Annotated in this window: 11 protein-coding genes and 1 tRNA gene; 9 read left to right on the forward strand and 3 right to left on the reverse strand. The window is 69.2% G+C overall.

The genetic code is table 11. The features are described 5' to 3' along the window. The 3 genes from ACTIE9_RS01110 to pyk form a co-directional block, all read left to right on the forward strand. Nucleotides 1-1,936, forward strand: a 1,936-nt coding sequence (locus ACTIE9_RS01110; protein ID WP_439563733.1) for a glutamate synthase-related protein, incomplete at its 5' end; no start/stop codon positions are given. After that, nucleotides 1,929-3,386 (forward strand): glutamate synthase subunit beta, encoded by a 1,458-nt coding sequence (locus tag ACTIE9_RS01115; RefSeq protein WP_439563734.1) that lies wholly within the window; start codon nt 1,929-1,931, stop codon nt 3,384-3,386. The genes ACTIE9_RS01110 and ACTIE9_RS01115, both read left to right, overlap by 8 nt. A gap of 67 nt (nt 3,387-3,453) precedes the next feature. Further along, nucleotides 3,454-4,911 (forward strand): pyruvate kinase, encoded by a 1,458-nt coding sequence (gene pyk, locus ACTIE9_RS01120; RefSeq protein WP_439563735.1) that lies wholly within the window; start codon nt 3,454-3,456, stop codon nt 4,909-4,911. Nucleotides 4,912-4,971: 60 nt separating this feature from the next. On the opposite strand, the gene ACTIE9_RS01125 is transcribed toward pyk, so the two are convergent. After that, nucleotides 4,972-5,054, reverse strand: a tRNA-Leu gene (locus ACTIE9_RS01125). Between the two features lie 49 nt (nt 5,055-5,103). Here ACTIE9_RS01125 and ACTIE9_RS01130 point away from each other — a divergent pair. Next, nucleotides 5,104-5,763, forward strand: coding sequence for an ANTAR domain-containing response regulator (locus ACTIE9_RS01130; protein ID WP_439563736.1), 660 nt, complete (start codon nt 5,104-5,106; stop codon nt 5,761-5,763). Between the two features lie 20 nt (nt 5,764-5,783). Here ACTIE9_RS01130 and ACTIE9_RS01135 read toward each other — a convergent pair whose 3' ends face one another. Then, nucleotides 5,784-6,215 (reverse strand): hotdog fold thioesterase, encoded by a 432-nt coding sequence (locus tag ACTIE9_RS01135; RefSeq protein WP_439563737.1) that lies wholly within the window; start codon nt 6,213-6,215, stop codon nt 5,784-5,786. A gap of 69 nt (nt 6,216-6,284) precedes the next feature. Between ACTIE9_RS01135 and polA the strand changes: the two genes are divergently transcribed. From polA to rpsA, 4 genes are all read left to right on the forward strand, one after another. After that, nucleotides 6,285-8,939 (forward strand): DNA polymerase I, encoded by a 2,655-nt coding sequence (gene polA, locus ACTIE9_RS01140; protein ID WP_439563738.1) that lies wholly within the window; start codon nt 6,285-6,287, stop codon nt 8,937-8,939. Between the two features lie 10 nt (nt 8,940-8,949). Beyond that, on the forward strand, nt 8,950-10,629 hold the full coding sequence (locus tag ACTIE9_RS01145) for a DUF885 domain-containing protein (RefSeq protein ID WP_439563739.1): 1,680 nt from the start codon (nt 8,950-8,952) through the stop codon (nt 10,627-10,629). A gap of 113 nt (nt 10,630-10,742) precedes the next feature. Next, the gene (locus ACTIE9_RS01150; protein WP_439563914.1) at nt 10,743-11,258 is read left to right on the forward strand and encodes a cation transporting ATPase C-terminal domain-containing protein; all 516 of its coding nucleotides are present in this window, start codon (nt 10,743-10,745) and stop codon (nt 11,256-11,258) included. A gap of 106 nt (nt 11,259-11,364) precedes the next feature. Then, complete coding sequence (rpsA, locus tag ACTIE9_RS01155) at nt 11,365-12,816, forward strand: 30S ribosomal protein S1 (protein WP_439563740.1); 1,452 nt, start codon at nt 11,365-11,367, stop codon at nt 12,814-12,816. Between the two features lie 80 nt (nt 12,817-12,896). Here the strand turns inward: rpsA and ACTIE9_RS01160 are convergent, their stop codons facing one another. Further along, complete coding sequence (locus tag ACTIE9_RS01160; protein ID WP_439563741.1) at nt 12,897-13,493, reverse strand: DUF4126 domain-containing protein; 597 nt, start codon at nt 13,491-13,493, stop codon at nt 12,897-12,899. Between the two features lie 73 nt (nt 13,494-13,566). On the opposite strand from ACTIE9_RS01160, the gene coaE reads away from it, so the two are divergent. Then, nucleotides 13,567-14,202, forward strand: coding sequence for a dephospho-CoA kinase (gene coaE / locus ACTIE9_RS01165; RefSeq protein WP_439563742.1), 636 nt, complete (start codon nt 13,567-13,569; stop codon nt 14,200-14,202). The last annotated feature ends 9 nt before the right edge of the window (nt 14,203-14,211 follow it).

Raw genomic sequence — 14,211 nt, forward strand, 5'->3', positions numbered from 1 at the left:
CATCCGGCGCTTCACGACCGGCGCGATGAGCATGGGCGCGATCAGCCCCGAGATGCACGAGACCCTCGCGATCGCGATGAACCGCATCGGGGGCCGCAGCAACACGGGCGAGGGCGGCGAGAGCCCCGAGCGGCTGCTCGATCCGGAGAAGCGCAGTGCGATCAAGCAGGTGGCATCCGGCCGCTTCGGGGTCACCAGCCTCTACCTGACGCACGCCGACGACATCCAGATCAAGATGGCGCAGGGGGCAAAACCCGGCGAAGGCGGCCAGCTGCCGGCGAACAAGGTCTACCCCTGGATCGCGCGCCTCCGTCACGGAACGGCGGGCGTCGGGCTCATCTCGCCTCCGCCCCATCACGACATCTACTCGATCGAAGACCTCAAGCAGCTCATCTTCGACCTCAAGCGCGCGAACCCCGGTGCGCGCGTGCACGTCAAGCTCGTGAGCCAATCGGGAATCGGCGCGGTCGCGGCTGGCGTCGCCAAGGCCAAGGCCGACGTCGTCCTGATCTCGGGCCACGATGGTGGCACGGGAGCGAGCCCGCTCAACTCGCTCAAGCACGCGGGCACGCCGTGGGAGCTCGGGCTTGCGGAGGCGCAGCAGACGCTCATGCTCAACAACATGCGCGGACGCGTCACGGTGCAGGCAGACGGTCAGATGAAGACCGGTCGCGACGTGATCATCGCGGCTCTTCTGGGCGCGGAGGAGTACGGCTTCGCCACCGCTCCGATGGTGGTCTCCGGGTGCATCCTCATGCGGGTCTGCCACCTCGACACCTGCCCCGTCGGCGTCGCGACGCAGAACCCCGAACTGCGCAAGCGCTTCACGGGAACCCCCGAGTTCGTCATCACCTTCATGGAGTTCCTCGCGCAGGAGGTGCGGGAGTACCTCGCCGAGCTGGGGTTCCGGTCGCTCGAGGAGGCGATCGGCCGTGCCGACCTGCTCGATGTCGATCGCGCCGTGCGCCATTGGAAGGCCGACGGTCTCGATCTCGCGCCCATCCTGCACGGCCCGTCCTTTGCGGAGGACGCACCGCGGACGAAGAACGAGGAGCAGGATCACGAGCTCGACGAGCACTTCGACAACGAGCTCATCCGGCTCAGCGCCGACGCCCTGCAGCACGGATCGCCGGTGCGCATCGACCTGCCCATCCGCAACACCGAGCGCGCGGTCGGCACGATGCTCGGCCACCAGGTCACCACGAGGCATGGTGAGCACGGTCTCGCACCTGACACGATCGACGTGACGCTCACGGGCTCCGCCGGTCAGAGCCTCGGTGCCTTCATGCCGCGCGGCATCACGCTCCGACTGTATGGCGACAGCAACGACTACGTCGGCAAGGGGCTCTCGGGCGGGCGGGTGATCGTGCGGCCCAGTCGCGACGCCGTGTTCCCCGCCGAGCGGAACGTGATCGCGGGCAACGTCATCGGCTACGGAGCCACGAGCGGCGAGATGTTCATCCGCGGGATCGTCGGCGAGCGATTCCTCGTGCGCAACTCCGGCGCGACCGCGGTCGTGGAGGGCGTGGGCGACCACGCGCTCGAGTACATGACCGGGGGGACGGCGATGATCCTCGGTGCCACGGGTCGCAACCTCGGCGCCGGCATGTCGGGGGGCACCGCCTACGTGTACGACCTGCGTCGCGAGCGGGTGAACAGCGATGCGATCGCCACGGGCGAGCTCGTGCTGTCGGCCCTCGACGCCGACGACCGCGTGCTCGTCACCGACCTGCTGCGGCGTCATCACGATGAGACGGAGTCGGCTCTCGCTGCGCGCCTGCTCGCCGATGGCGATGCCGCTCTCGATCGCTTCGTCAAGGTTCTGCCGCGTGACTTCGCGGCCGTGCTGGCGACGCGTCAGACCGCGCTCGACGAAGGCCTCGACCCCGACGGCGACGTCGTGTGGGGCCGCATCCTGGAGGTGACCGGTGGCTGATCCCCGCGGCTTCATCAACGTTCCCGAGCGCGAGCTGCCGCCGCGGCGGCCCGTTCCCCTGCGGCTCATGGACTGGAAAGAGGTCTACGAGCAGGGCGACCCCGGTGTGCTCCGCCGGCAGGCCGGCCGCTGCATGGACTGCGGGATCCCGTTCTGCCACCAGGGTTGCCCGCTCGGCAACCTGATCCCCGAGTGGAACGACCTCACCTGGCGCGGCGAAGGCCGGCAGGCCATCGAACGGCTGCACGCCACGAACAACTTCCCCGAGTTCACGGGCAAGCTCTGCCCGGCCCCGTGCGAGTCGTCGTGCGTGCTCGCCATCAACCAGCCGGCCGTGACGATCAAGCAGGTCGAGGCCTCGATCATCGAGCAGGCGTGGAACAACGGCTGGGTGCAGCCCGTGCCGCCGGAGCGGCTCACGGGCAAGACGGTCGCCGTCGTCGGCTCCGGCCCGGCCGGCCTCGCCGCAGCTCAGCAATTGACGCGGGTCGGGCACACCGTAGCCGTGTTCGAGAAGGACGACCGCATCGGCGGCCTGCTGCGGTACGGCATCCCCGATTTCAAGATGGAGAAGCGGCATCTGGATGCCCGCCTCACGCAGATGCAGGCGGAGGGCACGCGGTTCCGCGCCGGCGTCGAGATCGGCGTCGACATCACCTGGGACGAGCTACGGACGCGCTACGACGCGGTCGTGATCGCCACGGGTGCTCCGGAACCGCGCGACCTCGCGATCCCGGGGCGCGACGCCCTGGGCATCCACTTCGCCATGGAGTACTTGACGCAGTCGAACCGCGTGCAGGCGGGCGATCAGGTCGCTGACCAGATCACGGCAGAGGGCAAGCACGTCGTCGTGCTCGGCGGAGGGGACACCGGTGCCGACTGCATCGGCACGGCTCACCGCCAGGGCGCCGTGAGCGTCACCAACCTCGCGATCGGCAAGCAGCCGCCGCACGAGCGGCCCGAGTCGCAGCCCTGGCCGCTGCAGCCCACCCTCTTCGAGGTGCAGAGCGCCCATGAGGAGGGTGGCGACCGCATGTACCTCGCTTCGACGGTCGAGTTCTTGACCACCGATGCCGGCGAGGTGCGGGCGCTGCGCGTGGCCGAGACCGAGTACCTCGACGGGCGCCGGGTTCCCAAGGCCGGTACCGAGCGCGAGATCCCCGCCGATCTGGTTCTGCTCGCCCTCGGGTTCACGGGGGCCGCGCGCGGCACGCTCAACGACCAGCTCGGGCTGCCGTTCGAGACCAGCGGCGCGATCACCCGCCAGGCCGACTACACGACCGGTGAGGCCGGTGTGTTCGTGGCCGGCGACGCTGGTCGTGGAGCCTCGCTCATCGTCTGGGCGATCGCCGAGGGCCGAGCGGTCGCCGCGGCGGTCGACACCTACCTCCAGGGCGAGAGCGACCTGCCCGCGCCTGTGCGCGCGACCGACCGCCCGCTCACCGTCTGAGCGCGTCGACGCGTCGAGACCTGCACCACCTCTACCACCACCACCACCACCCCATCTGAAGGACACCATGAGACGCGCAAAGATCGTCGCCACCCTCGGCCCGGCGACCGCCAGCTATGAGAACATCCGGGCCATCATCGAGGCGGGCGTCAACGTCGCCCGGATGAACCTCAGCCACGGCACGTACGAGGTGCACGAGGAGGTCTACCGCAACGTGCGGAAGGCCGCCGCCGACGCCGGCAGCGCCGTCGCCGTGCTCGTCGACCTGCAGGGCCCCAAGATCCGCCTCGGCAAGTTCGAGAACGGCCCGCATGAGCTCGCCGAAGGCGACATCTTCACGATCACGACCGAAGACATCCTCGGCACGAAAGAGATCTGCAGCACGACCTTCAAGGGCCTCCCCGCCGACGTCAACCCGGGCGACTTCCTGCTCATCGACGACGGCAAGGTGAAGGTGCGTGTCATCGACACCGACGGCATCCGGGTCCGCACCGAGGTGGTCGTGGCCGGACCGGTCTCGAACAACAAGGGCATCAACCTGCCCGGCGTCGCCGTCAACGTTCCTGCCCTGTCGGAGAAGGACGAGGACGACCTGCGGTGGGGTCTGAAGCTCGGCGCCGACTACATCGCCCTGTCGTTCGTGCGCAACGCCTCCGACGTCAACCGGGTGCACCAGATCATGCGCGAGGAGGGACGCACCGTGCCGGTCATCGCGAAGATCGAGAAGCCCCAGGCGGTGGATGCCCTCGAGGAGATCATCGAGGCCTTCGACGGCATCATGGTGGCGCGCGGAGACCTCGGGGTCGAGCTGCCGCTCGAGGCCGTGCCGATCGTGCAGAAGCGCGCCGTCGAGCTGGCGCGCCGCATGGCCAAGCCAGTCATCGTCGCCACCCAGATGCTCGAGTCGATGATCAGCAACCCGATCCCGACGCGCGCCGAGACCTCCGACGTCGCCAACGCGGTGCTCGATGGCGCCGACGCGGTGATGCTGAGTGGTGAGACGAGCGTCGGAGAGTTCCCCGTGATCACCGTGTCGACCATGGCTCGCATCATCGCGTCGACCGAGGAGCACGGCCTCGAGCGCATCCCGCCGCTCGGAACGAAGCCGCGCACGCAGGGCGGGGCGATCACGCTCGCCGCCGCAGAGGTCGCCGACTTCGTCGAGGCCAAGTTCGTCTGCGTGTTCACCGAGTCGGGCGACTCGGCTCGGCGCATGTCGCGCTTGCGGTTCCGCGTTCCCATGAAGGCCTTCACCCCCCTCGAGTCGATCCAGCGCCGCATGTCGCTCACTTGGGGCATCGAGACGTTCCTCGTCGACCGTGTCACGCACACCGACGCGATGTACCGCCAGGTGGACGAGGTGCTGCTGCGCGAGGGGCTCGCCGACGTGGGCGACAAGGTCGTGGTGATCTCCGGTTCGCCTCCCGGAATCTCGGGTTCGACGAACGACCTGCGCGTGCACGTCGTCGGCGACGCGATCAACGCGGCCGCCCCGGTCTGGGAGAGCGGCGAGCACGCCGACTGAGCGTTCGTCGCAACGACCGAGGGTCCGCATCCATCAGGATGCGGACCCTCGTCGTCTTTGTACCGGCTGTGGGGCTCGAACCCACACGTCCTCTCGGACAACGCATTTTGAGTGCGCCGCGTCTACCATTCCGCCAAGCCGGCTCGGGTCGTCACGACCCTCGGGCCTCGACGATACCGTAGGCTCTCTGGCGTGAGTGACCAGGATCAGACTGCATCAGCCCCCCGTCGCGTCGTCGTCGCCGAGGACGAGTCGCTCATTCGCATGGACATCGTCGAGATCCTGCGCGACAACGGCTTCGACGTGGTGGGGGAGGCCGGCGATGGCGAGACCGCCGTCGCGCTCGCCACCGAGCTCCGCCCCGACCTCGTCATCATGGATATCCGCATGCCGCAGCTCGACGGCATCGAGGCCGCCAAGCGGCTCAGCGAGAACCACATCGCTCCGGTCGTGCTGCTCACGGCCTTCAGCCAGAAAGAGCTCGTCGAGCAGGCGGTCGAGGCGGGAGCGCTCGCCTACGTCGTCAAGCCGTTCACGCCGAACGACCTGCTCCCGGCGATCGAGGTGGCGCTCAGCCGCTACCAGCAGATCCTCACCCTCGAGGCGGAGGTCGCCGACCTCGTGGAGCGCTTCGAGACCCGCAAGCTCGTCGATCGGGCGAAAGGGCTGCTCAACGAGCGCATGGGGCTCACCGAGCCCGAGGCGTTCCGCTGGATCCAGAAGGCGTCGATGGACCGCCGCACCACCATGCAGGCCGTCGCGCAGGCCATCATCGACCAGCTGGGCGCCAAGAAGGATGCTCCGAAGAAGGCGGCCGCGCCCGCCGATGGCACGGCCGACGCGGGGGAGTAGCCCCGCGCTGCGGCGCCGCGTCAGCGGTCGCGCAGGATGTTCGTCATCCGCACGGTCGACAGCCGACGCCCGGCCTCGTCGGTCATGACGATCTCGTGCGTCGCGAGAGTGCGGCCGAGCACGAGCGCCGTGCAGGTTCCGGTCACGAGGCCCTCGGTAATCGACCGGCTGTGCGTGGCGTTGATCTCGATGCCGACCGCATAGCGACCCGGACCGGCGTGGATCGCCGAGGAAATCGAGCCGAGGCTCTCCCCGAGCACGACATGCGCGCCGCCGTGCAGCAGCCCGATCACCTGGGTGTTGCCCTCGACGGGCATCGTGGCGACCGAGCGCTCGGCCGACAGCTCGAGGAACTCGATGCCCATACGGCGGCACAGGGCGCCGCCACCGGTGCCGACGAGGCGCTCGACGAGCTCGGGGTCGAGGTCGAGGTCGGGGGGCAGGAGGGTCATCGGTATCCTCATCGGGGCCGGGCGGCAGGGGCCCGGGAGCGGGTCGGGGCGCCTCGCTAGGCTGGCCCCGTGACGGACTCCGCAAAGCCTACCCTTCTGCTCGTCGACGGCCATTCGCTGGCCTTCCGGGCCTTCTACGCGCTGCCGATCGACAGCTTCGTCACGCGCGACGGCCAGCACACGAACGCCATCCACGGCTTCCTGTCGATGTTCTTGAGCCTGCTGGCGAAAGAGAAGCCGACGCACGTGGCCGTCGCCTTCGACATCTCCCGCTACTCGTTCCGCACGCGCGAGTACCCCGAGTACAAGGGCACGCGCGGCGAGACTCCTCCGGAGTTCGTGGGGCAGGTGCCGCTGCTGCAGGAGGCGCTCGCGGCGATGAGCATCCCCACGATCACGAAAGAGGACTACGAGGCCGACGACATCCTCGCAACCCTCGCCACGCAAGGAGCCGCCGACGGGTTCCGCGTGCTCGTCGTCTCGGGCGATCGCGACACGATCCAGCTCGTCACCGACGACGTCACCCTGCTGTACCCGAACGCGCGCGGCGTCTCCGAGCTGAAGCGCTACGACCCCGACGCGGTGCGCGAGCGCTACGGCATCAACCCCGAGCAGTACCCCGAGATCGCCGCCCTCGTGGGCGAGACGAGCGACAACCTCCCGGGTGTCGACAAGGTGGGCGAGAAGACCGCCGTGAAGTGGATCACCCAGTACGGATCGCTTGAGGGCATCTTCGAGCACATCGACGAGATCGGGGGAGTGGTCGGCGCGAACCTGCGCGAGCAGCGCGACCGCGCCGAGCGCAATCGCCGCCTCAACCGTCTCGTGACCGACCTCGACCTGCCCGTCACGGCCCACGATCTCGACCGGCGTCCGATGGATGTCGCCGCCGTCAAGCACGTCTTCGAACGGTTGCAGTTCCGCACGCTCACCGAGCGCGTGCTGAAGATCGCCGAGGCCGAGGGCGCCGACATGGGAACGCCCGAGCAGGCCGCCCCGCGCACCGATCTGCCCGTCGTGCGCGTCCTCGTCGACGAGGAGCTCGCGAACTGGATCACCGCGACCGCCGGAGCCGAGGTCGCCGTCATCGTGGATGCTCCCCAGGGCGAGCTCGCGGCCTTCGGGCTGGCCACGGCGACGGAGTCGGTGCAGGTCAACTGGGCCGCGCATCGTCCCGACTACGCCGCGCTCGAGGCCTGGCTGTCGAGCGACGCCCCCAAGCTGCTCGCCGACGCCAAGACGGCCTCGAGCGTGCTCGCCGCTCTCGACATCCCGCTCGCCGGGGTCGTCTGGGATTCCCGTCTGGCCGCCTGGCTCGAGCGCCCGGGTGCGAAGTCGTACGACCTCGCCGACCTCGTTCACGACGCGCTCGGCGAGGCGATGCCGCAGGCCGACCCGAATCAGCTCGTGCCGGACACCGAGAGCATCAGTCCCGCGACGGTCGCCTGGTTCCTGCACCGCCTCGTCGCCGAGCAGCGGGAGTCCTTGCCCGAGACGAGCGAGCGGGTGCTGGCCGAGATCGACCTGCCGAGCGCGCCCGTGCTCGCGCTCATGCAGCGCACGGGCATCGCGGTCGATCGCGCTGCGCTCGACGCGCTCAACACCGAGCTCGGCGACACGACGGCGCAGCTCGCGCAGCAGGCCTTCGCCGAGATCGGTCGCGAGGTCAACCTGGGGTCGCCCAAGCAGCTGCAGGAGGTGCTGTTCGACGAGCTCGGCATGCCGAAGACGCGCGCGACGAAGACGGGCTACTCGACCGACGCCGCAGCGCTGGCCGATCTGCAGGAGGCGCATCCGCACCCGTTCCTCGGTCTGCTGCTGCAGCATCGCGACGCCACGAAGCTGCGGCAGATCGTCGAGACCCTCACGACCGCGATCGGGTCCGACGGGCGCATCCACACGACCTACGATCAGACCGGCACGTCGACGGGCCGCATCTCCTCGACCGACCCGAACCTGCAGAACATCCCCGTTCGCACCGAGGTGGGCCACCGCATCCGCGCCGCTTTCACGGCGGGCGAAGGCTTCGAGAGCCTGCTGACGGCCGACTACTCGCAGATCGAGATGCGCATCATGGCGCACCTCTCGGGCGACGAGGGGCTCATCGAGGCGTTCCGGTCGGGGGAGGACCTGCACCGGTTCGTCGGCGCGCGCATCTTCGGTGTCGCCCCGGCCGAGGTGACGAGTGACATGCGCACGAAGGTCAAGGCCATGAGCTACGGGCTCGCGTACGGGCTCAGCGCCTTCGGCCTGAGCAAGCAGCTGCGGATCGACACCGCCGAGGCGAAGCAGCTCATGGCCGACTACTTCGCGCGGTTCGGTGCCGTGCGCGACTACCTGCGCAGCGTCGTCGAGCAGGCGCGCGCCGACGGTTACACCGAGACGATCTTCGGCCGCCGTCGCCCGTTCCCCGACCTGAAGAGCCCCAACCGGGTGTTGCGCGAGAACGCCGAGCGCCAGGCCCTCAACGCCCCCATCCAGGGCTCCGCGGCCGACATCATGAAGATCGCGATGAACGGCGTCGCCGCCGACATGGCGCGGGATGCCCTCCGGTCGCGCATGCTGCTGCAAGTGCACGACGAGCTCGTGTTCGAGGTCGCTCCTGGCGAGCGCGAGGCCCTCGAGTCGATCGTGCGCGCGCGCATGGGCTCGGCGGCCGACCTCGCCGTACCGCTCGACGTGCAGGTCGGCGTGGGCCGCGACTGGAACGAGGCGGCGCACTAGGCTCGAGCGCATGTCTGACAGCGCAGCCGACCGCACTCCCACTCCCGTTGACGCCATCGCCGAGCAGTGGGTCGCCACGCTCGTGGAGCTGAGCCCCGACACCGCGACGTACATCGGCGCGGCCGGACGGCTCGACGAGTACCAGGACTTCTCGCCCGTGGGACGGGCGCGCTACGAGGAGGCAGCGCGCGCCACGCTCGCTCAGCTCGAGGCCGCCACTCCGGTCGACGACACCGACCGTGTCACGATCACCGATCTGTCGGCCGAGCTGCGGCTCGACCTCGACCTGGCCGAGGCCGGTTGGGATCAGCGCGACCTCAACGTGCTCGCCTCGCCCGCGCAGGGCATCCGCGAGATCTTCGACCTCATGCCCACCGCAACGGAATCGGACTGGGGCATCATCGCCCGCAAGATGGGCAACGTCGCGAGCGCTCTCGAGGGCTACACCGAGACGCTGCGCGAGGGCATCGCGGCGGGCAACACCCCCGCGCGCCGTCAGGTCGTCGAGGTGCTCGAGCAGGCGCGCCGCAACGCCGCCGCCGACGGGTTCTTCCCCGAGTTCGCCCTGAGCGCGCAGGTCGACGCATCCGGTCTGCCCGACTCGCTGCACGACGACCTGGCACGCAACGCCCAGGCGGCAGCGGCGGCCTACGGGGCGTTCGCCGACTTCCTCGAGACCGAGATCGCGCCGGCCGCGCGTGAGCACGACGCCGTGGGCCGCGAGCTCTACAGCCTCATGTCGCGTCGATTCCTCGGCGCGACGATCGACCTCGACGAGACCTACGAGTGGGGCATCGAGGAGCTCGCGCGCATGGTCGACGAGCAGACGCGGATCGCGGGCGAGATCCTGCCCGGCGCGAGCGTCGAGGAGGCCATCGCCTTCCTCGAGAAGGATCCGTCGCGCAAGCTGCACGGCCGCGAGGCGCTGCAGGCCTGGATGCAGAAGCTCAGCGACACTGCCGTCGACGAGCTCTCGCGCACGCACTTCGAGATCCCCGAACCCGTGAAGCGGCTCGAGTGCATGATCGCCCCCACGCCCGGCGGAGCGATCTACTACACCGGCCCGACCGACGACTTCTCGCGACCGGGCCGCATGTGGTGGAGCATCCCCGAGGGCGTCGACGAGTTCGACACCTGGCGCGAGACGACGACGGTGTACCACGAGGGCGTTCCCGGCCACCACCTGCAGATCGGCCAGGCCGTCTACAACCGTGCGCAGCTGAACTCGTGGCGCCGTCTGCTCGCGGGCACGAGCGGGCACGCCGAGGGCTGGGCGCTGTACGCCGAGCGCCTCATGGAGGAGCTCGGGTACCTCGACGACCCGGCCGACCGGCTCGGCATGCTCGACGGCCAGCGCATGCGCGCCGCGCGCGTGGTGCTCGACATCGGTGTGCACCTCGGCAAGATCCACCCCGAGACCGGCCAGGTCTGGACGAGCGACGACGCATTCGCCTTCCTGCGCAAGAACGTCAACATGAATGACGGCTTCGTGACCTTCGAGGTCAACCGATACCTCGGCTGGCCTGGGCAGGCGCCCTCGTACAAGGTCGGTCAGCGCATCTGGGAGCAGATCCGCGACGCCTACAAGGCCAAGGAGGGTGCCGCGTTCTCGAACAAGGTCTTCCACAAGAAGGCCCTCGACCTCGGCGGGGTCGGTCTCGACACGCTCAAGACCGCGCTCCTCACGTAGTCGCCGGGCTGAGCCGGGTCTAGTCTCTCGGCCATGGTCGTGCCACGGGCGAGGAGATCGGGCGGGAGGGCCTCGTCGACCATCGTCGGCGTGGAACCCTCCCGCGTCAGATCCTGCTGATCAACTTCCTCAGCGATATCCCGGCCATGGCGATCGCCGGCGATGCGGTTGATCCCGAGCAGTCGCGTCGACCCGGCACGTGGGATGTCCGGGGGATCCGGCGCTTCATGATCGTGTTCGGACTGCTCTCGACGGTCTTCGACCTCGCGACGTTCGGCATTCTGCTCGGAGCCTTCGGGTCGGATGCGACCCTGTTCCAGAGCGCCTGGTTCATCGAGTCGACACTGACGGAGATCGCCGTGCTGCTGTCGTTGCGCACGGCGCGACCGGTCTGGCGGTCGCGGCCAGGACGAGCGCTCATCATCGCCAGCGCGGTCGTCGCCCTCGTCACCCTCGCGCTTCCGTACGTTCCGATCGCCGCCGGAGCGCTGGGCCTCGCGCCGGTTCCGCTGCCGGTGATCCTCACCCTCATCGGCCTGACAGCGCTCTACTTGGCCGCCAACGAGCTGGCGAAGCGACGATTCCTGCGCGATCCCCACGAGTTGCCGGTGCCGGAGGGGCCGCGCTAAGCTGGAGAGTCGTCGAATTGACGGCAATCCTGTCCGCATGCCCGGGCGACTCATCAGATCCTCGTCGTCCCGGCCTGATTCCTGTCCGCATCGGAGCACCCACTACATGACCCCCGCAACGACCCAGGCCCCCAAGCAGATCGCCATCAACGACATCGGCTCTGCTGAAGACTTCCTGGCCGCGGTCGAACTGACCCTCAAGTTCTTCAACGACGGCGACCTCATCGAAGGCACGGTCGTCAAGATCGACCGCGACGAGGTCCTCCTCGACGTCGGCTACAAGACCGAGGGTGTCATCCCCTCGCGCGAGCTGTCGATCAAGCACGATGTCAACCCCGAAGAGGTCGTCGCTGTCGGCGACACCGTCGAGGCGCTCGTCCTCCAGAAGGAGGACAAGGAGGGGCGTCTGATCCTCTCCAAGAAGCGTGCGCAGTACGAGCGCGCCTGGGGCGATGTCGAGAAGATCAAGGACGCCGACGGCGTCGTGACCGGCACCGTCATCGAGGTCGTCAAGGGCGGCCTCATCGTCGACATCGGTCTCCGCGGCTTCCTCCCCGCGTCCCTCATCGAGCTGCGTCGCGTCCGCGACCTCACGCCCTACCTTGGGCAGGAGATCGAGGCGAAGATCCTCGAGCTCGACAAGAACCGCAACAACGTCGTGCTCTCGCGCCGTGCCCTGCTCGAGCAGACGCAGTCGGAGAGCCGTTCGACCTTCCTCAACAACCTCGCCAAGGGCCAGGTTCGCAAGGGCGTCGTGTCGTCGATCGTCAACTTCGGCGCCTTCGTCGACCTCGGCGGCGTCGACGGCCTCGTCCACGTCTCCGAGCTCAGCTGGAAGCACATTGAGCACGCCAGCGAGGTCGTCGAGGTGGGCCAGGAGGTCACGGTCGAGATCCTCGAGGTCGACCTCGAGCGCGAGCGCGTGTCGCTCTCGCTCAAGGCGACCCAGGAGGACCCGTGGCAGGTCTTCGCCCGCACCCACGCGATCGGCCAGGTCGCACCGGGCAAGGTCACGAAGCTCGTCCCGTTCGGCGCCTTCGTGCGCGTCGCGGACGGCATCGAGGGCCTCGTGCACATCTCGGAGCTCTCGGCCAAGCACGTCGAGCTCGCCGAGCAGATCGTCTCGGTCGGCGACGAGGTGTTCGTCAAGGTCATCGACATCGATCTCGAGCGCCGTCGCATCTCGCTGAGCCTCAAGCAGGCCAACGAGGGCGTCGACCCCGAGGGTGTCGAGTTCGACCCCGCCGTCTACGGCATGCCGACCGAGTACGACGAGGCCGGCAACTACAAGTACCCCGAGGGCTTCGACCCCGAGTCGGGCGAGTGGAAGGACGGCTTCGAGGAGCAGCGCGCCAAGTGGGAGCAGGACTACGCTGCCGCCCAGGCCCGCTGGGAGGCCCACAAGAAGCAGGTCGCCACCGCGCTCGTCGAGGAGGAGACCCTCGAGCTGCCCGCCGCCGGCGGGTCGAGCTTCTCGTCCGACTCGAACGCGGGCGGCACTCTCGCCGACGACGAGTCGCTCGCCGCTCTGCGCGAGAAGCTCTCGAGCAACAGCTGATCAGCGCACCGCGCTGACGACGAACGGGCCGCACCCTCCGGGGGGCGGCCCGTTCGTCATGAGCGCGCGCGGGGTGGGGCTTACGCCGGTGCCACGGATCGCCGCTGCTTCCGGAGCCGGCGGAACACCGAGATGACGAGCACGACGAGCCCGATGAGCGCCACGATCACCAGGATCGGGATGAGGATCGCGAACAGGCTGAACAGCAGCGAGCCGATGTCCTCGCCCGTCGACAGCACAGGCGCCGCGGCCCCTGCGGTGAGCGCGTTCGCAGCGGGGCGCACGAACATCTTCGCGCCGTGCACGACGAGCGCGATGACGATGCCTGTCACGACGGGCACCCAGGCGCTCGACTCGAAAAACGCCGCCGGGTCGGTCACGGCCGCAGTGGTCGTCGATGCGCCCGTGCCGAAGACGATGCCCCCAGCGGCGGGGCGCACGATCGACTGCACGACGTCGTTGATCGAGTCGACGGCAGGGATCTTGTCGGCGACGAGCTCGATCAGGAGCAGCGCGCCGAGGATGAGCAGGACCCACTCGTTCTCGAGCCAGGCCCACGCACTGGGGAGCTCGACGAAGTCGAGGAAGCGCCCCGCGAGCCCGAGGACGAGCATCGGTACGTAGGCGTTGAGCCCCGCGGCCACGGCGAGCCCGGTACCGGTGAGCAGTTCGAGCACGGGATACCTCCATCGGGGCGCGTGCGAGTCATGCTACCCGGTCGCTCGCGGGGCGACGGGGTAGGGTCGGCTCGTGGATGTGATCGGGCTCACGGGAGGCATCGCCGCGGGGAAGTCGGCGATCGCCGCGCGGCTCGCGGCGCTCGGCGCCATCGTGATCGACGCCGACGTGCTGGCTCGCGAGGCGGTCGCCCCGGGCTCACCGGGTCTGGCCGCCATCCGTGATCGATTCGGGGATGCCGTGCTCGCGCCCGACGGCTCCCTCGACCGCCCCGCTCTCGGCGCCCGCGTGTTCTCCGACCCCGAGGCGCGCGCCGCTCTCAACGCGATCGTGCACCCCGAGGTGCAGAGGCTGTACCGCGAGCGGCTCGCCCGCATCGAGGCCGACGACCCCCGGGCGATCGTCGTCTACGACGTGCCGCTGCTCGTCGAGGCGCGGTCGGCCGACGAGTTCGCGACCGTCGTGGTCGCGCACGCGCCTGCGGAGCAGCGGGTCGAGCGGCTCGTCGCCCTGCGCGGCATGGAGCGGGCATCCGCCGAGGATCGCGTCGCCGCCCAGGCGAGCGACGCGGAGCGACTCGCCGCCGCCGACGTGGTCATCGACTCGAGCGGCACGCTGACGCACACTCTCGAGCAGGTGGATGCGCTGTGGGAGCGCCTCGTCGCCGAGCGCGCTCGTCACACCGGAGTGTCAGACCCCCTCTCGTAGGCTGGGACC

The sequence above is a fragment of the Microcella sp. genome, assembly GCF_051860105.1.
Classification (GTDB): Bacteria; Actinomycetota; Actinomycetes; order Actinomycetales; family Microbacteriaceae; genus Microcella.